The following is a 22,363-nucleotide window of genomic DNA, read 5'->3' as shown; positions in this document are numbered from 1 at the left end:
CTCACCTACTGACCATCGTGACCAAATTTATTTTTTGTTCTAAAATTTGATAATTTGTTTCAAATTGTACTTGTGAATAGAGAGATGCTTCTTTTTCTTTTTGACGGATATTTTTTATCCCCTCTTTAAAAATCTCAGATACCTTATAAGGATCCTCGACTATATTTGCATCGCAAAAACTTCTTGATAATATTGCCAAACTTGAACCTAATCGATAATGTTCTGTAATGATATACTCTGCCGGAACCGAACCAAATCCAACTCTTGCTATGCCTCCGAACCCATAGACATAATTTTTATCTTGAAGTATTTTACATAAACGTTCTACAGTTCCATCAATAAGAAGTTCAAACATAAATTTCTTTTTATATGCTAAATGTAAATCATTTAATCCAATGTGGACTTCATCAATGCCCTGAGCTTCCAATATTTCTTCTATATTCTCTGCAGCCTCTTTTGTTTCAAGTAAAAGTACAACTTTAGCACGACCATCCACATATTCAATAAACTGTTCTACTTCTTGTTTCGTTTTAAACATTGGTAACATAATTGCATCGGCACCATTTCTAACTACATTTTCAATCTCAATTTTTGAACCTTCAAAAATTGGATTGACGCGAACCAGAAGTTCTGAACTACTTAAAACCGATTTTATTAGACTAACATCATCAATTGAATGCTTTGATTTAACTGTATTCAATCCAGCCTGACGTTCTTCCTTTCCCATGTACTCTAAATCAACCCATATTCGATCAACACCTGCAGCCTCGGCTATTTTTGCTATATCTGGTTTGTTTGTTATATACATTAATGTTAATGGCATTATTTTTCTCCTCACAACTTTTTAAATAAATCTAATATTTAATATACTAAGTTCACTTTACTTGAAAATTATCCATTAATTCTATAATTTTTTTATACTTTTCGCCGGAACTCCAGCATAAGTTCCTTCCTCTGTTATATCCCTAACCACCGCAGCACCCGCACCAACTTTGCAGCCTCTGGTAATGTTTATGTTATTGCTTACTACGCTACCAATACCTAACCACGATCCATGGCCAACTTTCACTGTTCCAGCTAAATGTGCACCTGGTGATATATGGACATAATCTTCAATTACATTATCATGATCTATTGTAGAACCCGTATTAATGATGCAACCTTTCCCAATTGTAGTACAGCAGTTAATCACAGCTCCAGCCATGACCACAGTACCTTCTCCCAATTCAACTTGTTCTCCAATAACAGCACTCGGATGAATTAAAGTAGGTAAGCTTACACCTTCAGCTTCAAGCTTACTCTGTATTTTTTCTCGTATAGAATTATTACCAATACCTACAAAAAAGTCATAGTCATCTATATAGTTAAAAGCATCAGCTGATTTACCAATTACTTCCATGCTCATTGGTGATTTGACACTTTCACTATCATCTAGAAAAGCAATGCTCTGCCATTTATTTATTTTTAACGCAATATCAGCAACGACTTTTCCATGGCCACTGGCACCTATTATAAGAAGTCTATTTTTCATAGCTCTACGCTTCCTTCTTTATTTCCTCTAAACGGTTCCATAGTTGCAGCGGTATCTGAATTAATACCTTCTCTAACAAAAACCTTTTTTATAGTTAGAAGGATAATCTTCCAATCTCCAATGAAGCTTACATTATCCACATATTCTACATCTCGATTGAATTTTTCTTCCCAACTAATAGCGTTTCTACCACTAACTTGAGCTAGACCAGATAATCCAGGGCGAACCTCATGACGACGCTTTTGATGCTCATTATATAGTGGCAGATACTGAACTAGCAAAGGTCTAGGTCCAATAATTGACATATCACCTTTAAGAATATTAAAAAGCTCAGGTAACTCATCCAGTGAAGTAGATCTCAAAAATTTACCGAACTTCGTAAGTCGCACACTATCTGGAAGTAATTCCCTATTATCATTTCTTTCATCTGTCATTGTCCGAAACTTATACATCAAAAAAACTTTCTCATTTAACCCTGGTCTTTCTTGTTTAAATAACACTGGGCTACCTAACTTAAATCTTACAAGGACAGCAACTATCAAAAGAACTGGACTGAGAATTAGAATAGCAATTAAAGATAATGTAAAATCCATCAATCTTTTTACAAAGCTTCTATAGATGCCATCTTTAGAATTTTTCATTATTTCAACCACAATCCTTTAATAATTTCTACTACTCTAGCCAAATCTTCATCTGTCATTTTTGTATCACTTGGTAAACAAACACCATTCTCAAATAGTTTTTCCGATACATCCGTACCAATAAAATTATACTTCTTAAAAAATGGCTGCATATGCATTGGCTTCCAAACTGGTCTTGATTCAATATTCTCGTTCTCAAGAGCTACCATAACATCAAAAGGCCTTATTCTCCCATTCAACGTCATACTACTTAACCAATAATTAGGTTCATTCCACTCATTACTTGGCATAAACTTGACACCATCCAGTGAACCTAATTCCCTTTTATAGAATTCAAAAATATGATTCTTCTTTGCAACTCTCTGATCTAATACCTTAAGCTGCCCTCTACCAATTCCAGCAACAACATTGCTCATACGATAATTAAAACCTAATTCGCTATGTTGATAATGTCTCGCTTGATCTCTACTCTGAGTAGCCCAGAATCTTACCTTTCCAACACACTCTTCATTATCCGAAACTAACATACCACCGCCAGAAGTAGTGATAATTTTATTTCCATTAAAAGAAAAAATGCCATAATCTCCAAAAGTACCAGTATGCTTACCTTTGTAATAAGTTCCTAAAGATTCAGCAGCATCTTCTATTAAAGTAACATTATGTTTCTTACAAATTTCAACGATTCTATCCATATCTGCAGAAAGACCATAAAGGTGTACTACTATTACTGCCTTTACATTTGGATATTTCTCAAAAGCTTCTTCCAATGCTTTAGGGCACATATTCCAAGTCTCATAATCACTATCTATAAAAACAGGAATAGCATTTTGATAAATTATCGGATTAGCCGTAGCTGAGAAAGTAAGTGTTGGACAAAAAACAATATCGCCTTCCCCTACTCCTGCTGCTCTAAGGGCCATATGAATTGCAGCTGTTCCAGATGATAATGCCGCTGCAGCTTTGGAACCAACCTTCGTAGCTAATTCTTTTTCAAAACCATTCACATTTTCCCCAAGAGGCGCAATCCAGTTTGTATCAAATGCTTCCTTAACATATTGCATTTCATAGCCCTCATCACTCATATGTGGTGATGAAAGGAATATTCTTTCTCCCATTTTCAAAGACTTCCTTCCTTTGAATTAATTTTTAATACCAACTTTATTATTTGCAATCTCTAATAATCTTTCTCTTATTTCTTCCTTACCCATTTTCCCAAAATCATTTATAAATTTTCTTAAGATTTCTTGATCCATTAAGACAGCTTTACCAATATGAATTTTTGGGAATATCTGTTCAGGATGAATTTCACCTTCATTTAAGAGCTCTTCGTACATTTTTTCTCCTGGTCTTAATCCAGTAAACTCAATTCCGATTTCTTCAATAGAATAACCTGAAAGGGTAATAAGATTTTTTGCTAGATCAACAATCTTCACTGGATCACCCATATCGAGTACAAATAATTCTCCACCCTTAGCTAAGGTACCCGCTTGAATAACTAATCTTGAAGCTTCTGGTATTGTCATAAAGTAACGAATCATGTCAGGATGGGTAACTGTTACAGGTCCGCCTTTTTGAATTTGTTTCTTAAATAGTGGTATTACACTTCCTCTACTTCCAAGAACGTTTCCAAATCTAACAGCAACGAAACGTGTACTATTACTTGTCGCTGCCATATGCTGGACAATCATTTCCGCAAGGCGTTTTGTTGCCCCCATTACATTCGTAGGATTTACCGCCTTATCAGTGGAGACCATTACAAACGTATTTACTTTAAATGTATCAGCTGCTTCCGCAACATTTTTTGTACCAAAAATATTATTCTTTACAGCCTCTTCAGGATTTCGTTCCATTAAAGGTACATGTTTATGGGCTGCTGCATGGTACACAATATAAGGATGGTGCTTCTCCATTATTTCAAATATTTTATGTCTATCCTGTATATCAGCAATTTCTGTCGTAATTTCAACCGTCTCTTTATAAGTAACTCTCATTTCCATTTCAATATTATAAATACTGTTCTCACCATGTCCTAAGAGAACTATTTTTGCTGGCTTGTATTTCATTACCTGACGACAAATCTCTGAACCAATTGATCCACCAGCACCAGTTACTAAAATTGTTTTCCCTGTAATCTTTTCACCAATACCAGTATCATCTAACTTTATAGGTTCACGCCCTAATAAGTCTTCCACCTGTACATCACGAAATTCATTCACAGAAACTTTCCCATCCAGAATATCTTCTAGCATTGGTATAATTTGCGTCTTTACTTTCGTTTTTGTACACCTTTCAAAGACTTCATTTACTTCTTTACGACTTAGTGAAGGAATAGCAATAATAATATGTTCAATTTGAAGCTTATCGACGACTTGCTGAATATCTTCCGTTGTCCCTACAACAGGAACATTATACATTTCTAATCTTTGTTTCTTTAGATTATCATCAACAAATGCTACCGCTTCTAAATGCGCCTCATGATTTTTTTGAAGTTGACGTACAACCATCGCTCCAGCTGAACCAGCTCCTACAATTAATGTACGGGCTTTATTTGTTTTCTTTGAAATATATGTATCACGAAAAATACGCCATACAAAGCGTGAACCACCAATTAATAGCATATGGAACATCCATGCAATCGCTAAAATACGAACATAGATATCCTGATTGATAACTTGCTGAACAATTGCAGTAACAATGATTGAAAATGTAACTGCTTTAAGAATAATTTCCAATTCCCCTATACTTGCATATTCCCATGCTTTTTTATAGAGCTTATAAATTGCTGCAAAAATATGATGACTAATAAGCAATGTAATCGAACTAATAACAAGTGCCATTGGAATATTATGCAATGCATCTGGATGGATAAACCAATAACTTAAATAAACAGAAGTTAAAACAATAAAAGAATCTAATAATACTAAAAATGCGAGCCTTTTTTGGTAACTCAAGACACATGTTCCTCTCTTTTATATAACTTTAAGATGAAGATTCTTCCCACATCTGAAATTTTATAAACCGTCCTCAATATTTTCTTATAAAATAATTAGTGCAATTTTCAAGGGTGTGAACTAGGTTTATACGTTTAAAAGCTCCTTCTGTACAAGCTCATTCATATACTTCACAAGTTCATCCTTCAATTCATCATGCTGAAGCGCCATCTCAATCGTCGTCTGAATAAACCCTAATTTCTCCCCAACGTCATAACGTTTACCCTCAAAGTCATACGCAAATACACGTTGAATTTCATTTAATCGTTGAATCGCATCCGTTAACTGAATTTCCCCACCCGCACCTGTTTGTTGGTCTTCTAGGAACATAAAGATTTCTGGTGTTAATACGTAACGGCCCATAATTGCTAAGTTTGATGGTGCTGTTCCTTGTTCTGGTTTTTCAACAAACCTGCTCACCTGATAACTGCGTCCATTTTGTGCTAGTGGATCAATAATTCCATAGCGATGCGTTTCATTTTCTGGTACTGTTTGCACACCGATTACTGATGATTTTTTTGTGTCATATTGATTCATTAATTGGCGTAGACAAGGCGTGTCTGCTTGAACAATATCATCACCAAGCAATACAGCAAACGGTTCGTTCCCAATGAATTTACGTGCGCACCATACAGCATGTCCGAGTCCTTTTGGTTCTTTTTGTCTTATGTAGTGAATGTTAATTTTGGAAGATGCTTGTACTTTTTCAAGCATTTCGTACTTCCCTTTTTCTAGTAGGTTTTGTTCTAATTCAAATGAATGATCAAAATGATCTTCAATCGCACGTTTTCCTTTACCCGTTACGATGATGATGTCTTCAATTCCAGATGCAATTGCCTCTTCGACAATGTATTGAATCGTCGGTTTATCAACGATTGGTAACATTTCTTTCGGCATTGCTTTTGTCACTGGTAAAAATCTTGTCCCCATTCCAGCTGCTGGAATAATCGCTTTTTTTACTTGTTTCAACTTTTATAACCCCCTAATTAACTTTATATTTATATATGAACATAATAAAAGTTCTAACCATATCTTCTGCATGCATAAAAGACATGGTTAGAACTTCTAATAAATTTATAATAATAACGGGCATCTAACCCGACCTCACACCACGCTTTTGACGACAGGCGTCTAAGGTAGAGATTTCTCTACCCACAGCGTAACCGAGTGTCTCCGTTGATATTGGTTAGGAGGCATCACCAACATGTTTCTTATTTAAAAAAGACCAAATATTTTTTTACGTCTTATTTTCTCTGGCTCTTCTCGATAAATCATTTTTCCACTTATTAGTGAGTATGTATTTTCCTTGAAGTAGTAAAGTGTAGAACTCCCAAATGTTTTTTCTACTGTTTCATACGCCGATTGTAAGTGAAAGGAGCGCGTCGTTGTGTTATGAGCATCTGATGATATGACATGTGTTAAATGGTGTTCCATGAGTTGTAATGTGAATTTTTTTATTTTCTTTCCGAATCTTCCTGTTACACTTCCTGCAGTAATTTGTGTTAATGCGCCTTGATTGACGAGCTTATACAACACCTCGGGGCGTTCAATAATCTCTGCATTTCGCTCTGGATGTACAATAATCGGCGTGATTCCTTTTACACGCAGTTCGTATAACATTTTTTCTGCATAGCGCGGGACATGGTTTGCTGGGAATTCAATTAATATGTATTTATCCGTACGATTCAATGTAACGATTTGTCCCAATTCGTAGTCTTCTAACAATTCTCCGTATAACCTGATTTCTTGACCAGGTAAAATGGTTAAATTAATGTCTTCTTCTTTCAATCTATCATTTAACAGCTTTACCTGATGAAGAATGCTTTCTGCTGGATTAATATAAATACCATTTTGATGATGCGGAGTGGCAACGATGGTATGAATGCCTTCTTTACATGCCGCCTTTGCCATTTCAATACTATCCTCGATTGATTGTGCCCCGTCATCAACACCCGGTAAAATATGACAATGCAAATCGATCATTCTCATACATCCCCTCTTCATCTATTTTTTTGTTTTTTACGTTATAAGAATAAGAAGAAAAGACGAATCCCCATCTTTTCTTCTTACATATTTAGTTAGATCCGTAATAGTAATACTCTGATCCATTTTGTTCTTTATCATTTAAAACAACACCAAGAAGTGTACCCTTCGCGCTATCTAATGCTTGTTTTGCTTTTAGTGCTACTTCTTTTTCTGTTGAACCGCTTCGAATCACAAGTACAGAAGCATCGCATTGGTTTGCCATAATTTGTGCATCCGTAACTGGTAAAATCGGTGATGTATCAAAAATAACGAAATCATACATACCGTACGCTTCTGAAAGTAACTCTTTCATTGAGCTTGCTCCAAGTAATTCAGCTGGGTTTGGCGGGATTGGGCCACATGGTAAAAAGTCTAAACTTCCAATCTGCGTCTTTTTCACACATGTCTCAAGTGTTTTACTACGTGTTAATACACTTGTTAAGCCAAAAACATTCTCAACTTGTAGCATTTGGTGTAATGCTGGTTTACGTAAGTCCGAGTCAACAAGTAATACTTTTTTACCTTGTTGTGCAAAGACAACTGCAAGGTTAGCAGCTGTTGTTGTCTTTCCTTCACTTGAATTAGCAGACGTTACGATAAGAGAGCGTATCTTCTTATCGACAGATGCAAATTCAATATTTGTTCGAATGTTACGATACTGCTCTGAAACAGATGATTTCGGTTGTTCATAAGCAATAAGCTGACGACGTCCACGGATTGCTTTTTTCTTAAGAACCAATTGTATGCCCTCCTACTCCTTTTGCCGGTGATAAACTACCACTATTTGAACTCGTTTCTTCCATACGAGAAACAACCCCAAGAACCGGTACTCCAAGCAACTTTTCAATATCTTCCTCTTTTTTCAATGTGTTATCTAAATACTCTAGTAGGAATACAAGTCCGACAGAAGCCATTAATCCAATAACGAAGGCAATTGCTACGTTTAGCAATTTATTAGGCTTAATTGGAGCTTGTCCTTCTATTCCTTCTGCTTTTGATAAAATTGTTACGTTATCAACACTCATAATCTTTGGAATTTCACTTTTAAATACTTCCGCTGTTGTGTTTGCAATATCACGAGCTAAATTTGCGTCTTTATCTTGTACTGTAACTGTCATAACCTGTGATTCTTTTTCATTTACTACATTAATTTTGTCATTTAATGCTCCAGTTGACACGTTCAGTTTTAGCTTTTCTTTTACCTGATCTAAAATAACAGGGCTTTTAACGATGACTTTATATGTATTTGTTAATTGAAGGCTTGTTTGCACTTCGCCTGGTTGGAAAACACCTTCTTGCTTCTTTTGGTTAACAAGAATTTGTGTCGAAGATTGATAAATGGGTGTCATAAAGTAGAAACTTACGATCGCGCTTACAAGTGTTGCTCCAATCGTTATTGCGAGGATCATAATCAAACGTTTTCTTAAAATAGTAAATAGTTCTTTCAAACTTATTGTTTCTTCCATGCCTTCCTCCAGCTTTCAATAATTTGTCATAAAAACTTTCAAATATAAACAAAATGTCAGATTTTAATCTGACACTAAAAAATCTATGCCCTATTCCTTATAATGTTTAGGTATAGGGAATCATTTATTATATTACATAACTTACATTAGTATAGCAATAAACTTGAGAAAATTATTTATACAATTGACAAATATAATAATACTAGATTCGACATATCTCGATTTTTTTCGGCATGTATAGACTTTTATTCACAATAAATCATTATATCGATATATTTGTTTATAAATAATAGATAAATATATTTTACGATTATAATACCTTTCAAAAAAGATATTTACAATTTTTTTTTGCATCTTCTTATCTTTTTTCATACACCTTAAAAATCATACTTATACAATTTCTAGTCAAATATTTATCAAAAAAAAGAGAATCCATCTCGCCGACAAATTCTCTTACTCTCCTTCTATTTCGTAACGCTAAGCTCATGTTCTACAAGTTTCTGCATATAATTCAGAAGATCTTCTTTTAATTCTTTGTGTTGCATCGCCATTTCGATTGTTGTTTGAATAAATCCTAGTTTTTCCCCAACGTCATAGCGTTTACCTTCAAAGTCATATGCGAATACACGCTGCATTTCATTTAATCGTTGAATAGCATCGGTTAATTGAATTTCGCCACCTGCTCCAATTTGTTGTTCTTCTAGTAACTCAAAAATTTCTGGTGTTAAAATGTAACGCCCCATAATTGCTAGATTTGATGGTGCTGTTCCTTGTGCTGGCTTCTCCACAAATGTTCTTACTTGGTAACGGCGATCCTTTTGCTCTAACGGATCAATAACACCGTAACGATGCGTTTCATTTTCTGGTACCGTTTGAACACCAATTACAGATGCTTTCGTTTTATCATACTCATCCATTAATTGACGCAAACAAGGCTTGTCCGCTTGTACAATATCATCGCCTAGTAAAACGGCAAATGGTTCGTTACCAATAAATTTACGAGCACACCAAACAGCATGCCCTAGGCCTTTTGGTTCTTTTTGACGAATATAATGTATGTTAATTTTTGATGATTCTTGTACTTTTGCAAGGAGCTCAAATTTCTCTTTTGCTAGCAAGTTTTCTTCTAGTTCAAAGGAATGATCGAAATGATCTTCAATCGCACGTTTCCCTTTTCCTGTGACAATAATAATATCTTCTATTCCAGATGCGATTGCCTCTTCGACAATATACTGAATCGTTGGTTTATCAACAATCGGTAGCATTTCTTTTGGCATCGCCTTTGTTGCAGGTAAGAATCGTGTACCTAGACCTGCAGCTGGAATAATCGCTTTTCTGACCTTTTTCAAAAATAATCACCCTACCCTAAATTATAAAATTCATTTCTAATTATGCATCTGTTACAAACTCAACATCTTAATAGTATAATAATAAAATTTTAATTACTCAAGTTACAAATAAGCTCACCCTTTGTTCATTAGAAAAGGAGACAAATGAGGGTAGTCCTTTTCATTCATCTCCTAGAATAAATAATATCTATTCTTTTTTATCACCAAGCGCGAATGTAACCTCAGCTTCACAAGCAATTTCACCATTTACAGTTGCAACTGCTTTCCCTTTTCCAATTGGTCCACGTACACGTGTCATTTCCACTTCTAAACGAAGTTGGTCACCCGGACGTACTTGACGCTTGAAGCGGCAGTTATCAATACCAGCGAAGAATGCGAGGCGTCCACGATTCTCCTCTTTTTTTAATACCGCAACAGCACCTACCTGCGCTAATGCTTCTACAATTAGAACACCTGGCATCACAGGATAATCTGGAAAGTGTCCATTAAAGTATTCCTCATTTGCCGTTACATTTTTAATTCCAACCGCACGCTTTCCTTCTTCTACTTCTAGAATTTGATCGACAAGTAGGAATGGATAACGATGTGGAATAATTTCTTTAATCTGCCCTATATCTAGCATATTACTCTCTCCTCATATATCAAATTGGTCATACCACCAGCATACTATCCTTATTATCCCATTCTCTATTGTTTTTGTCACGAAAAACAAGAAATGCTTTCTATCAAAAGTATCTATTAGAACGATTCATACAAAAAAAGATACACCCTTTTCCCTTCGCTAAAATCGGTATAACAAAATAATAGCAATTAACACGGAGGTTGGAAAAAAGGTGTATATCCAAGTTAGGGAGAGGCAAAATACATTATTTGCCTCATGTGTCGTATTCATAGCTCATTATAAAGGACAAAAATAAGAAAGAAAAATTTAATATTTACTGATTTTTACCATTATGACCTTAATTTTCTACAAATTTCTACAAATTTCTTCATTTTTCTTATATTATCTTAAATGACATATCTAGAAATTAGGATTCTTAATCCAGAACACTATACTTTATAAAAAATAAATCTTTGTGGATTAGCCTTTAATAAGAGTTCTATAAAATAGCATCACAAAAGGTATATCTGCATTTTATGGAAATATCCAATGTTGCATATACATTCTTTTAAATCTATTTAATAAAATACATAAAAATAAAGTATAACTAATAAGAAATTGTTGCTTTTCCTTGTTTATCTCTTAAATAAGGCATCCTGAAGGATTTGAGAGATAAACTCAAATGAAATAAAAAAGAATCCCTTATGCCTTTGGGATTCTTTTTTATTTTCTACACATTACTCATATAGATAATTGTATAAGTATTAGTTACAAAATCAATACATTACATTACCGCTTTTACAAGCCCCTGTACTAATGGGATTACGCCACCTACAAATTTTAAGGTTGCCATTGCGATTTCCACGATATCCTTTTTTGTATATTAAAATATTATTGATATATACCTTTGTAGTAGCAATACCTATTTCACTATTACCCTTTAGTTGATTCTGATTTCCACTATTGTTATTATAATAAACCTTTGTCCCATTAAAAACAGTATTCCAACCATTACGTTTAATCATAATCGCCGGACAGCCTTTTCCACTCCAATATTGGTGTTTTTTCGCATGATCTAGAGGTGTATTCAATTCTTTCATTTAAACAGATTATAATGAAGATTCTTATGTAATTTTACATAAAAATAAAATCTAGTTATCCTTAAAAGAGAATTATATAGAAAAGACCCCTAGTCCTAAAAACGAGGGGTCACGCTGCTTTTTATTATATGGTATAAATAAAATCGGGTTCCATGTTAAATTATAACATGGATATTTATACATGTATATAGACGGTATATTAATAAGTTTCAAAGAGTATTTCTCATTTTTTACTGACCACACAATTGAAGTTACCAGCCCAGGCAGTGTATTCCTTAAATTTATAAAAAATAATTGTAACTGGTCATATTTAAATGTTTACCTTAGCCTGTTGACCAAGTAGGCTACTAAACAACCCACTTTTATCTTTTGCTAATTGAGTAAAACCACCACTTTGAATAATTTGCCCTTGATCCATTACAATTACTTGATCAGCTTTACGTATAGTAGATAATCTATGTGCAATAACAATAATTATCATGCTCCCTTTCAATCTTTCCAATGCTTCTTGTATTTTCGCTTCATTTTCAGCATCCAACGCACTTGTTGCCTCATCTAATACTAAAATAGAAGGTTTCCGAAGTATCGCTCTCGCAAGAACGAGTCGTTGTCGTTCCCCTCCTGAGAGTTTAACTCCCCTATCGCCGATAAGTGTATCCAATCCCTGTGGAAGCCTGCTGACAAACTCAGCGGAAGCGGAAAAATCCAATGCCTCCCAAATTTGCTCTTCACTCGCATCTGGCTCAACCATTCTCAAATTATCCCTTATACTAGCATTAAATAGAAATGGATCTTGAGGAACATAGCTAATGGACTTCCTCAATGACAATAGATTCTTACTTGTTAAAGGTTTATTATCTATTAATAACTCGCCACTTTCTGGCTGCATAAGTCCCATTACAATATCAATTAATGTACTCTTTCCAGCACCAGAACGTCCTGAGATAGCCGTCATACAATTGGATGGAATACTCAAATTGATATTTTTCAGGGCATATATAGAATCCTGTTTATTGTAACGGAAAGAAATATTGCGGCACTCAATAGATTGTTCTATCTGAATAGGCTTCACAAAATTATAATTTTGTTCTACATCTTGCAATTCCACGCTTTTCTTACATTCTTCCTGTAATTCTAGCAAAGCTTTAAAAGCAGGCAGATTCGCTGCAATTTGTTCCATATTTGATTGTATACCTGCAAATCGCGGCCACAATCGAGAAAATATAAGAATAATTAATAATAATTGCTCAGTTTGTGTCTGAAACAACTTAACCGATAGCAGAATTAGAAAGGCTATGCAAACCGCTGATGCAATTTTATAAAAAAGCTGGGAATTATTTCTCACCTTAATATATGCAAACTGTTCACGTTCCACATCTTCCGCCCAATTACGTAGCCACATATAACGAGATTGTTCTAGGAGATTACTCTTTATATCCTTAATCCCATTAAAATGGTCTGTTATGCCTGCAAGATAAGCTTTTGAATTCTCTGAGGTACGGCCACCTAACCGTTTCGATTTCTTAATAAATCTTCGGGAAAAAAAGGCAAGTACTACACCGCAACATAGTACAAAGAGTGTTATATCTGCGGATAACCAAAAAGCAAAACCAATCTGTATGAATGTGAAAACCAATGAAGTAAGCAATTGTAAAAATAAGTTAGTACCTGCACTAACACGCCCTAATTCCGTTGTTAAAGAGTTAATAAGGTCCGACTTTCTCTTTTTCACAAAAAAACTCCAATTGGCCTGCAACAATCCGCGATACGTTTCCAACCTCAAGTGATTAATAAAACGTATCTGAATTTTCGCATTGCGAATCGTTATATTTCTTTGCAAAACAGCTTGTCCCACAACCAATACAATATAGATCCCTAATACAAGTGGTAACCCTAAAGTTGTCGGAAAATCACTTAAAAATCCCAAAATCCCTGAAAGTGGGCTTGCTTTTTCGTTCATATTTGCAATCCCGCTAATACTCAGCATAGGAATTAATAATAAAATACCGATTCCTTCTACAAGACTGACAGATACCATTCCCAAGAGATTAATAATGAGAATGTTTCCAGTAAAAGAGTATAACTGCTTTGTAAAGTATAAAATATTTCTCATTTTTACATCTCCTTATGGTATCTCATTTTCCTCCAAGCCCATAAAACTGGCCGCAAAGGAAAATACAAAATATGCAATTGTTTTGGTAGTGGTAAAGTTTCCACATCCTGAGGATAAGGATACAACCAGCTAAGATGAAACAGCAACTTTTGTGGGATTGTCTTTAACGAATATAAATACCGTTCATGATATTCTGAAACCTCTTCGGGAACGGGATCTGTATGCAAATTAATCATACTTTCCAAATAATAGATCGCAAGCTGCGCTAATTGTGTTAACTGTTTCTCTGACGTTAATACTCTTGTTTCTTCCGTTATCGGAGTATCTAACAGCTGGGAGGATAAAATAAGGGCCTGGCCCACCAAATGTTTACATTGATATTTTTTCAATAGAACATTAAGCTCTTCCCAATTTACCTCTTGCCTTACAATACGATCGATATCTGTTATCCATCGAAGCCTTGACCATCCATGTCTAGCCCCATGGCAAACAAGAAACATAAGTAAATCCTCTCTACCTAGAAAATAGACAGGATAATTTGTAATAGGGCTTATTCTTTTTCGTCCCCACAACTCATCAAAGTTTGGTTCCTTTCCAGGGCCTGGGTGTAGTCGCCAATGAATCTCCAATTTCACCTTACTCATTGGATGCATATAAGTTGTATGGTGACGTCTCCACTTCCATTCATTCATAACTGTTGGAAAGTCTTCCTCTTTGACATAACCATTCTTTACAAGTAATTCGTTTACTTTTTCAAGATCATCTATAGGAACAAGAGCATCCAGATCCCCAGATGTTCTAAGAGAAATATCTCCATACAAATCTACCCCAAGAATAGGTCCCTTCAAGAATAGGAGCCGGAGCTGATTTTCGGCAAATAATTTGCTTATCTTTCCCATTTCTCCACTTAAATGAAGCATATGGAATGTATTCCTTTTAAAATATGTACTTAACACTTGTACAACATGTGAAGGAATGAGTTGTTTATCGATGTTCTTCATTTTTGTATAAATGAAGGCATACATGCGATGATGCAGTGCCAATTTCAAAAATTTGTTCCAATCAATATCGATAAACCAATCTTTCGAGATTGTTTGTATCTCTTTATCTTCCTTCTTTATAATTTCAAGTAACAGTTTCAGTTCTTTAGGTAAATGGCTCAAATCAAGATTACAACCGGTATCCATCTCATTCTCCTTCAAGATTTTTTTACCCTATCCTTTTTTGCAAATTTACCAACAACAGTGAATCTCTTCATTTCCTCTGCACCGGTAATGTAAAAGGGCCCGCTGCGTAACCACGCATGGGCAATCATGTTTCCTGTCTCATCTTTCGCAGTTCCTAAATAAAGTGTACTCTCGATACGACGCTTTTCCAGCATTTTCATTGCAGCAATAGCTTTAACAAGACATTGGCTCTCCCAAAATGTATAACGACTCATCATATGTACTGCTTGGGAAATTTTCCTTAACATGATTTTTTCCGATTCATCATAGCTTAAAGACGTTTCATCCATGTGAATTCCTAATATAGGAGCAGCTTTAGAAAACGGTATACTTTTAAGAATACGAGCCCAGCCTAAATAAAAGAAAGCTTCTACTAGTAACAATTTTGTTCTCGTATCGAACGATAAGAAAGCTTTTGCTTTATTTATGATATTCATCGATCCTACTCCTAATCTATTAAATCTGAAACATTCAGCTATAAATCAATTTTTATCATCGACCAAGATTAATCCTTCTGCATGCAAGTGGTTCAAGAAAGACAGTACTTGCTCTTTACACTCTGCCTCTTCAATCGTATATCGGGACATTAATATATCGACCAACTGATTAACTGATATCAATTCATTTATTAACTCCCAAATTTCACCGCCTATTCCGCCTAAATTGTAGTATTTCCCATTATGGATACTCATCATCACTTTCTCTCCATCCATATCACTCACTACATTTTCTTGACCCTGTACGATAAAACTGTTTAATGAAATTTTTTTGTTAATAATCATTATTTTTCCTCCTCTTTTAAAGACTCTAAAACTGTGGATACTAAATCATGCGCCGTAAACTTTGAAATAGGACGCATTAATTGAAACATCTCCACCTTATTTACGATATTTGTAGAGTTCATAAAATGCCATTCCATCATTCCCAACCGTGGGATTAATGAATTTCGATATGTATGACGTAGCAATGTACGTAACCTTTCTAGTCCTTCAATACGTTGAATTTCAACATTCTCATTTTCCGTTTTCACCAATTCAAATACACCTGCGAGCGGTAATGGCTCATTGAAAAAGTTTGACGACACCGGTACAGCATATTTGGTCTCTCTTTCAAATAAAGGCTGATAATGCGTTGTTTCCATTCCAAATTGATCAAGGCTCTCTTTCCATAACTTTTGTTGTGGATAAGAGGGAGTAACAAAAGGAATATTATCCTCAGAAAGAGATACCGCAATTACATCATCACTTAAAAGTTGATATCCCTTGCTCAAGAGAGCTGATGCAAGAGTTGACTTTCCAGCTCCCGATCTTCCTACAAAAGCATATGCCTTCCCATTGATAGCTATTGCACTTCCATGCAAGGGAAGTATTTTTCTTTGCATCAATAATGCACCCATACAAGTTCCAAGAATATACAGCCTAATCTTATCTTGGTCAGATCCTTCCATAGGTGAAACGATAATTTTTTCTCCATTTTGAATACAAAACGTGGCAGTTTCGGGGATTTGAAACATAATTAATTCTTCTTCGACTACGAATACTGATTTTGGAGAGGACAACTCCCCCCATAACTTAGACAAGTCTGCAGTTTCGATTCTAACGTCTACTTCATTTTCATAATTGCTTACTAGAGGCAATTCCGGCAGAGGAATCTCACTTAATAGGGTTAATCCGAAGGCTTTGTAAACCACTTTCTTTACAGTATGTATCATCTTTCTCACTCCAAATAGTTGAAAAATTGATTAGAAAAAACCCTTATACCGTTGTTAAACTATATAAGGGCTGTAAAGCATATAAATCTCATTTAAATATTATTAGTGCATTAGCTGTGGTGAAGTGCGCCTTGCTCATCCTCATCTTCAAACACTTGGTCAACAAGTCGTTTTCCAGGTCCAGCCATTGTCATATTGATATCAAGCACTTCTAATACTGGTGATTGCCATTCTTGTTTCATAGTTTCACCTCCCTTCAAATAAATTTCTTGATAAATCGATAAACGATAAGACTGCGCATTAAAATTCTAAAATCAGGATCAAACACGTATTCTGGCTGTGGTTCCCCTTGAATTTTCAAAATCGCATTCTTAATGATTTCCATATTAAAAAAGTTAGAAGCTACAGGATCTGTGCTAAGATGTTTTAGTTCCTCGATAAACATTTTCCATGAAGGAATCATGCGATGAACCACATCGGCAGCCTGTATCCCTCGCACACGTTGATTCAACCTTACTTTATCAGGAAGCAATCCCTTTGTAGATCTTCGGATAAGTGCCCGATTTAAGCCATTTTGAACAAATTGTTCGAGTGGTAGAGATAAACAAAATCGAATTACCCGTAAGTCATTCGTCGGATCATGCCCCTGCAAGCCATAGCGCAAGGAAAGTTTTGTACCACTTGTACCAGTGGTATTCCATAAATTTAACTGCTCAAAATGTTTCTGTCTTATTTCATATATGTTAGGTATAGAAGCCCCCGTTACTTTAACACCATGTTCCTCAAGTTTGTTGAATACATCAGTACGTTTTGCAAGTTCTGGATTGACTAACGTCGGCAACTCATATTGCTGTTGTGGAGAGAACATGTTGTTTATAGATGGGTACGCCTTCTTTCCTACAACTTTCAGTATTCGCGACTTTTTGACTCCAACATTTTTACCGTATAAGTCGATTTCATGATAAAGTTGGAACCATTTGAACTTTTTAAGTAAAGTTGCATAATAATCTAAAGCTGGTCCCCAAGAGATGGTAAAATTCCCCCTCGCCCCATTTAAGAGCACTCCAACTCCTTGTTGCTGGGCTTTTTCATAAATTCCCTTTACCCAAATAGAGTTTTCAAAGAATTTATAGGGCATTTCCATAATATCAAGCCAGTCATCAATTTCGGAGTATGAATTTTCCCCCGGAAAATTTAAATAATGGTCTGTAATATTTCCTACATGCTGTACTGTAGATTGGATAAACGGCTTCTCATCCGCAATCGTATGACTACGAGTCCAATCAATAAATCCTTCTGCAGGTACAGAGCTGTATGTATATAATTTTTTATCTTCCTTTTGCAAGGCCCTTGCAGCAAAGCTAGCAACAGCACCTGAATCTAATCCCCCACTTAAATGGGAACCAACATTACGGTGAGTACGCAATCTTGATGTTACTGCACTTTTAAATACGTCTTGAAATGCCTCTTCATACTCTTGATTTGATTTGAGCTGCAACTTCTCTCCTACAAATAACGCGTCGTATTTCGAAATGCTAACTTTTCCATCAATTACAGAGATAGTATGAGAAGAAGGTACTTGTTCTATATTTTTATGGACTGTAGAAAATGCATCTATCGTATCAAGCATATTAGGTATCGCTAAATATTCAGCTAACCACTGCTCATTTAAATCCTTTCCGACGTAAGGTAAGGAAAATAGTGGTCCTATGCTCGTACAAAAGGCAAATTGATTTTGATTATGGAAAAAGTAAAACGTTCGGCTTCCCGAAAAATCACGCGCCCCAAAAAGTAAACGTTTTCTTTCATCCCAAATCATAAAAGCAAAATCGCCAATCAAATACTTCGGCGCATCTTCTCCCCACTTTTGATAAGCCAATAAAATTAGCTTACTGTCAGGCATTTCTCTTCTAAATTCCTGTTCCACTTGTAATCTATCAAATAATTCATCGCGATTATCAATAATAGCATCAGCCGTTATGACCAATTGCTTTTCATAATCATAATAAGGTAATTGTTCGTTGATAGATTGGGATGTTATCCATTTCATATGGGCACCAAAAAAAACATTTTCCTTGTGCCACGTATTGGTACTATCGGCTGGATAACGAGATAAAGCTGACATGATTCCAATGCTATGCTCCAACGGTATGGGTTCCCTATTTAAATGATAAATTCCAGTTATTGCGCTCATTTCTTTCCTCCCGCTACGAAACAAGTAAGGGCAAACCCGATGAATAAGATAATTACCAGATATATCAATAAAACGTTATTTATATACCAGAAAAATCCTTTCTCAAACTACCGTGTTTCCGCATAACAGATTTTAAAGTTGAAATTTTCAGGCTATCTATCCTATAAGTAAACCCTCGCATTCTAATTTTGATATTCAAAAAAGAACAAGGGTGTAATTTCCTTATTTTCAATAAAAATTATTATGTATTTGTTTGTTGATTCAACTAAAAATAGATAAATTTAATATATTAATAAAACGTTTATATTCTTTATAAAGAATATAAACTCAGATTATCATTTCACTATTACATTGTCAAGTATCTATATACTCTAAATAACAAATATTAACTCCTCTTTTTTGGATAACCAAAAATAAATAATAAAATTATATCTTACAAATAAATGGTTTTATTTCCATGTTTTTTCATATCTTTGAAATTAAAATATTTTTTGTGCTATGATATTTTATATAGTTTATTATAAACATACTAATTAAAAACCATATTTTATATTCCCCTGCCACTTTAATAGCAGCAGCCATGTTATTTAACATAGCTGCTCCTTTATAATTGAACAAAAGGCAAGTAACTTTTTATAGTTATACCATTTTTACTAAGGAGGTCATATAATATGCGTTCACCGTTGATAATGCTAGCCAAAAACATAATTCGCATTCACCACAAAATTATGTACGCTTACTATTTCGCTCTCTATAGGGATTGCCTTGACTTTCATTCAAAAGAGATTTATTTCCAAAAAATGAAATTTCACAAAAACCGAACTGAATTAGATATTGAATCCTCCTAGTCCATTAACATATATTCTATTAAAATTCTCTTATTTTTTCTCTTTATATACCAATATTTGCTGTCAACGTATTTTTGATACATGTAATAACTCTTGTCTGATCTTGTTCTGTCATACCTGATCCAGATGGAAGACACATGCCCGTTTCAAATAAGTTTCTAGCAATATCTTCGCCATCACTATGAGAGTAATAAGCTATTCCCTTAAATAGGGGTTGCATGTGAAGAGGCTTCCAAACAGGTCGTGCCTCAATATTTTCATTTTCCAGGTGTTTCAGTAATTCCTGAATCGATACTCCTGTTTTTTCTTCATCTATAGTAAGAACTGTAAGCCATCGATTCGAATATGTATCCTCTAACTCAGGCATAAACTGTATACCTGGAATATGGGATAATTCTTGATAGTATCTATCAAATATTTTTCTTCTTGCCTGTACCCTATCTTGGAGGATTTGTAACTGTGCTCTACCTATACCTGCCAAAACATTACTCATTCGATAGTTATATCCTATTACACTGTGTTGATAATGTGGAGCAGGATCTCTTGCCTGAGTAGCTAAAAATCTTGCTCTTCTTAATGCCTCAATATCATTAGATACAAGCATTCCTCCACTTGAGGTTGTAATGATTTTATTTCCATTAAACGAATAAATCCCAAACTTCCCAAATGTTCCGCTCGCTTTACCTTTGTAGTAAGAACCAAGTGATTCTGCTGCATCCTCAATTACTGGAACTTCATATTTATTACATAATGATAGAATTTCATCCATTTTAGCACTTTGTCCATATAGATTTACAACAATTACTGCTTTTGGCAGCATTCCCTTTTCGTCTGCATCATGCAATGCACATTCTAAAGCTTGTGGTGACATATTCCATGTTTCAGGCTCTGAATCAATGAACACCGGTGTAGCCCCTAAATATAAAATTGGATTTGCGCTTGCTATAAAAGTAAGACTTGAACAAAATACCGTATCGCCATCTTTTACATCCAGTAAACTCAGCGCTAAATGAATAGCAGAGGTTCCTGAACTAACTGCAGCTGCATCACGAACTCCCACGTGGGATGAAATCTCGCTTTCAAATGCATCCACATTCGGACCAAGTGGAGCGATCCAATTCATATCAAATGCTTCTTTTATATATTTTTGTTCATTACCGCTCATATGTGGGGCGGAGAGATAGATTCTTGTTTTTCCCTGTGAATATACCACTTTAAACACCATCCTACATTTCTTTTTTTATTACTCTGGCTGGAACGCCCACTGCTGTACAATTTGCTGCAATATCACCGATCACTGTTGCTCCGGCACCGATAACGGACCAAGCACCAATTGTAATATTGGGAATTACATTAGCTCCTGCTCCTATATGTACGCCTGGCCCCACAGTAACAGATCCCGTAAGCACAGCATTGGGGGAAATATGTGCAAAATCTTTTACCTTATTATCATGTTCAATAATAGCACCTGAATTGACAATAACGTGATTCCCAATTTCAACATCTGCATTAACAATTGCACCTGGCATAATAACCGTACCAGTTCCAATCTTTGCACTTAAACTAACGATAGCTTGTTTATGTATAAGCGTTACATAACGATGACTGGGAATCTCTAACTGCTCCATAATTAGTTTTCGTGTTCTGTTATTTCCTATAGCTACCACGAACCTTACATCTGTATGTTCACTCATTAACTTTTCAGCTGCAGAAATAGGTCCAAAATAAACGCCATCCTCAACTCTTAATTGTTCATACATATCATCTAATCGACCTATAATTTCATAATCCCCATATGATGATAGTATAATATCGCGGATAACCTTACTATGGCCACCTGCCCCAATCATGATTATTTGCATTCATTTCACCTCCTCAAAAGCCCTTGGTACCAGTAAATTTCTCAATAGTTGCATGCCCAACTTGGTTAATGCCTTCCGATTTAAATACTTTCTTCACTGTCAATAACAAAATTTTCATATCAAGAAAAAAAGTCCGATTTTTCACATACCACACATCAAAATCGAATTTTTCTTCCCATGAGATTGCGTTTCTTCCATTCACTTGAGCCCACCCTGTAATTCCTGGTCTTACATTGTGCCGCTTAGCCTGTTCTTCTGTATATAACTCCAAATATTCCATCAATAATGGTCTAGGACCCACCAAACTTAAATCCCCTTTTATAACATTAACTAACTGTGGCAATTCATCCAAACTATATTTTCTAAGAAATTTACCGAACTTAGTAAGTCTTACATTATCAGGAAGCATATTCCCCTCGCTATCTGTCTCATCAGTCATAGTTCTAAACTTATATAGAAAAAAAGGTTTACCATGTAATCCTGGACGTTGCTGCTTAAATAGGATAGGGGAACCTAACTTAAATCTAACTAAAACTGCTACTATTATAATAAGAAATGAAAACAACACCGATAATGACAAAGAAATGAACAAATCAAAAAGCCTTTTCATAAGTAATTATACTCCAATCGAAAATTTTTTGAGGCGCTTCCCACAGAACGAGGTTATAATCTTCCAACCACCTTTAGGGGGGTTCCAATTCAACCA

Annotated in this window: 21 protein-coding genes; all 21 read right to left on the bottom strand. The window is 35.1% G+C overall.

What is annotated here, in order from left to right:
* Position 1: 1 nt before the first annotated feature.
* The 21 genes from AAIE21_RS17195 to AAIE21_RS17095 all read right to left on the bottom strand — a co-directional run bounded on the left by AAIE21_RS17195 (position 2) and on the right by AAIE21_RS17095 (position 22,267).
* On the bottom strand, positions 2-823 hold the full coding sequence (locus AAIE21_RS17195) for an aldolase/citrate lyase family protein (RefSeq protein ID WP_343267870.1): 822 nt from the start codon (positions 821-823) through the stop codon (positions 2-4).
* An 81-nt stretch (positions 824-904) separates the two neighbouring features.
* On the bottom strand, positions 905-1,531 hold the full coding sequence (locus tag AAIE21_RS17190) for an acetyltransferase (protein WP_343267869.1): 627 nt from the start codon (positions 1,529-1,531) through the stop codon (positions 905-907).
* Complete coding sequence (locus tag AAIE21_RS17185; protein ID WP_343267868.1) at positions 1,528-2,172, bottom strand: sugar transferase; 645 nt, start codon at positions 2,170-2,172, stop codon at positions 1,528-1,530. Before AAIE21_RS17185 ends, AAIE21_RS17190 begins: the two co-directional genes overlap by 4 nt.
* Positions 2,172-3,287, bottom strand: a complete 1,116-nt coding sequence (locus AAIE21_RS17180) for a DegT/DnrJ/EryC1/StrS family aminotransferase (RefSeq protein WP_343267926.1) — start codon at positions 3,285-3,287, stop codon at positions 2,172-2,174. Before AAIE21_RS17180 ends, AAIE21_RS17185 begins: the two co-directional genes overlap by 1 nt.
* Before the next feature lie 24 nt (positions 3,288-3,311).
* A complete protein-coding gene (locus AAIE21_RS17175; RefSeq protein ID WP_343267867.1) occupies positions 3,312-5,123 on the bottom strand; it encodes a polysaccharide biosynthesis protein in 1,812 nt (603 codons plus the stop codon).
* A 126-nt stretch (positions 5,124-5,249) separates the two neighbouring features.
* Positions 5,250-6,131 carry a UTP--glucose-1-phosphate uridylyltransferase GalU gene (galU, locus tag AAIE21_RS17170; protein ID WP_343267866.1) on the bottom strand — a complete coding sequence of 294 codons (882 nt, stop codon included), beginning with the start codon at positions 6,129-6,131 and terminating at the stop codon, positions 5,250-5,252.
* Positions 6,132-6,377: 246 nt separating this feature from the next.
* Positions 6,378-7,145, bottom strand: a complete 768-nt coding sequence (locus tag AAIE21_RS17165; protein ID WP_343267925.1) for a tyrosine-protein phosphatase — start codon at positions 7,143-7,145, stop codon at positions 6,378-6,380.
* Positions 7,146-7,236: 91 nt separating this feature from the next.
* The gene (locus AAIE21_RS17160; protein WP_343267865.1) at positions 7,237-7,926 is read right to left on the bottom strand and encodes a CpsD/CapB family tyrosine-protein kinase; all 690 of its coding nucleotides are present in this window, start codon (positions 7,924-7,926) and stop codon (positions 7,237-7,239) included.
* Positions 7,916-8,653, bottom strand: coding sequence for a YveK family protein (locus tag AAIE21_RS17155; protein ID WP_343267864.1), 738 nt, complete (start codon positions 8,651-8,653; stop codon positions 7,916-7,918). Before AAIE21_RS17155 ends, AAIE21_RS17160 begins: the two co-directional genes overlap by 11 nt.
* 464 nt (positions 8,654-9,117) lie before the next feature.
* Complete coding sequence (gene galU, locus AAIE21_RS17150) at positions 9,118-10,002, bottom strand: UTP--glucose-1-phosphate uridylyltransferase GalU (protein WP_343267863.1); 885 nt, start codon at positions 10,000-10,002, stop codon at positions 9,118-9,120.
* A 187-nt stretch (positions 10,003-10,189) separates the two neighbouring features.
* The gene (fabZ, locus tag AAIE21_RS17145; RefSeq protein ID WP_026591926.1) at positions 10,190-10,624 is read right to left on the bottom strand and encodes a 3-hydroxyacyl-ACP dehydratase FabZ; all 435 of its coding nucleotides are present in this window, start codon (positions 10,622-10,624) and stop codon (positions 10,190-10,192) included.
* A 1,389-nt stretch (positions 10,625-12,013) separates the two neighbouring features.
* On the bottom strand, positions 12,014-13,816 hold the full coding sequence (locus tag AAIE21_RS17140) for an ABC transporter ATP-binding protein (RefSeq protein ID WP_343267862.1): 1,803 nt from the start codon (positions 13,814-13,816) through the stop codon (positions 12,014-12,016).
* A gap of 2 nt (positions 13,817-13,818) precedes the next feature.
* The gene (locus AAIE21_RS17135; protein WP_343267861.1) at positions 13,819-15,003 is read right to left on the bottom strand and encodes a nucleotidyltransferase domain-containing protein; all 1,185 of its coding nucleotides are present in this window, start codon (positions 15,001-15,003) and stop codon (positions 13,819-13,821) included.
* Positions 15,004-15,014: 11 nt separating this feature from the next.
* Positions 15,015-15,479 carry a lasso peptide biosynthesis B2 protein gene (locus AAIE21_RS17130; protein WP_343267860.1) on the bottom strand — a complete coding sequence of 155 codons (465 nt, stop codon included), beginning with the start codon at positions 15,477-15,479 and terminating at the stop codon, positions 15,015-15,017.
* 45 nt (positions 15,480-15,524) lie between these two features.
* Positions 15,525-15,824 (bottom strand): lasso peptide biosynthesis PqqD family chaperone, encoded by a 300-nt coding sequence (locus tag AAIE21_RS17125; RefSeq protein ID WP_343267859.1) that lies wholly within the window; start codon positions 15,822-15,824, stop codon positions 15,525-15,527.
* Positions 15,824-16,753: an aldolase gene (locus tag AAIE21_RS17120; RefSeq protein ID WP_343267858.1), complete on the bottom strand. Its 930-nt coding sequence runs from the start codon at positions 16,751-16,753 to the stop codon at positions 15,824-15,826. Before AAIE21_RS17120 ends, AAIE21_RS17125 begins: the two co-directional genes overlap by 1 nt.
* Before the next feature lie 110 nt (positions 16,754-16,863).
* Positions 16,864-16,995 carry a paeninodin family lasso peptide gene (locus AAIE21_RS17115; RefSeq protein ID WP_000808480.1) on the bottom strand — a complete coding sequence of 44 codons (132 nt, stop codon included), beginning with the start codon at positions 16,993-16,995 and terminating at the stop codon, positions 16,864-16,866.
* 14 nt (positions 16,996-17,009) lie between these two features.
* Positions 17,010-18,947, bottom strand: a complete 1,938-nt coding sequence (locus AAIE21_RS17110) for a lasso peptide isopeptide bond-forming cyclase (RefSeq protein ID WP_343267857.1) — start codon at positions 18,945-18,947, stop codon at positions 17,010-17,012.
* Between the two features lie 891 nt (positions 18,948-19,838).
* The gene (locus tag AAIE21_RS17105; RefSeq protein ID WP_343267856.1) at positions 19,839-21,008 is read right to left on the bottom strand and encodes a DegT/DnrJ/EryC1/StrS family aminotransferase; all 1,170 of its coding nucleotides are present in this window, start codon (positions 21,006-21,008) and stop codon (positions 19,839-19,841) included.
* Positions 21,009-21,021: 13 nt separating this feature from the next.
* Positions 21,022-21,657, bottom strand: coding sequence for an acetyltransferase (locus tag AAIE21_RS17100; protein ID WP_343267855.1), 636 nt, complete (start codon positions 21,655-21,657; stop codon positions 21,022-21,024).
* Positions 21,658-21,670: 13 nt separating this feature from the next.
* Positions 21,671-22,267, bottom strand: a complete 597-nt coding sequence (locus tag AAIE21_RS17095) for a sugar transferase (protein WP_343267854.1) — start codon at positions 22,265-22,267, stop codon at positions 21,671-21,673.
* Between the last annotated feature and the right edge of the window lie 96 nt (positions 22,268-22,363).

The organism is Paenibacillus sp. 102, from assembly GCF_039549175.1.
Classification (GTDB): domain Bacteria; phylum Bacillota; class Bacilli; order Bacillales; family Bacillaceae_G; genus Bacillus_A.
The sequence above is the reverse complement of the archived record's forward strand: the minus strand, read 5'-3'. Positions and strand labels throughout refer to the sequence as shown.

Coding starts and splice junctions, on each gene's coding strand:
- AAIE21_RS17195 (WP_343267870.1), bottom strand. CDS start 823: ATGCCATTAACATTAATGTATATAACAAACAAACCAGATATAGCAAAA.
- AAIE21_RS17190 (WP_343267869.1), bottom strand. CDS start 1,531: ATGAAAAATAGACTTCTTATAATAGGTGCCAGTGGCCATGGAAAAGTC.
- AAIE21_RS17185 (WP_343267868.1), bottom strand. CDS start 2,172: ATGAAAAATTCTAAAGATGGCATCTATAGAAGCTTTGTAAAAAGATTG.
- AAIE21_RS17180 (WP_343267926.1), bottom strand. CDS start 3,287: ATGGGAGAAAGAATATTCCTTTCATCACCACATATGAGTGATGAGGGC.
- AAIE21_RS17165 (WP_343267925.1), bottom strand. CDS start 7,145: ATGATCGATTTGCATTGTCATATTTTACCGGGTGTTGATGACGGGGCA.
- AAIE21_RS17155 (WP_343267864.1), bottom strand. CDS start 8,653: ATGGAAGAAACAATAAGTTTGAAAGAACTATTTACTATTTTAAGAAAA.
- fabZ (WP_026591926.1), bottom strand. CDS start 10,624: ATGCTAGATATAGGGCAGATTAAAGAAATTATTCCACATCGTTATCCA.
- AAIE21_RS17140 (WP_343267862.1), bottom strand. CDS start 13,816: ATGAGAAATATTTTATACTTTACAAAGCAGTTATACTCTTTTACTGGA.
- AAIE21_RS17135 (WP_343267861.1), bottom strand. CDS start 15,003: ATGGATACCGGTTGTAATCTTGATTTGAGCCATTTACCTAAAGAACTG.
- AAIE21_RS17130 (WP_343267860.1), bottom strand. CDS start 15,479: ATGAATATCATAAATAAAGCAAAAGCTTTCTTATCGTTCGATACGAGA.
- AAIE21_RS17125 (WP_343267859.1), bottom strand. CDS start 15,824: ATGATTATTAACAAAAAAATTTCATTAAACAGTTTTATCGTACAGGGT.
- AAIE21_RS17120 (WP_343267858.1), bottom strand. CDS start 16,753: ATGATACATACTGTAAAGAAAGTGGTTTACAAAGCCTTCGGATTAACC.
- AAIE21_RS17115 (WP_000808480.1), bottom strand. CDS start 16,995: ATGAAACAAGAATGGCAATCACCAGTATTAGAAGTGCTTGATATCAAT.
- AAIE21_RS17110 (WP_343267857.1), bottom strand. CDS start 18,947: ATGAGCGCAATAACTGGAATTTATCATTTAAATAGGGAACCCATACCG.
- AAIE21_RS17100 (WP_343267855.1), bottom strand. CDS start 21,657: ATGCAAATAATCATGATTGGGGCAGGTGGCCATAGTAAGGTTATCCGC.
- AAIE21_RS17095 (WP_343267854.1), bottom strand. CDS start 22,267: ATGAAAAGGCTTTTTGATTTGTTCATTTCTTTGTCATTATCGGTGTTG.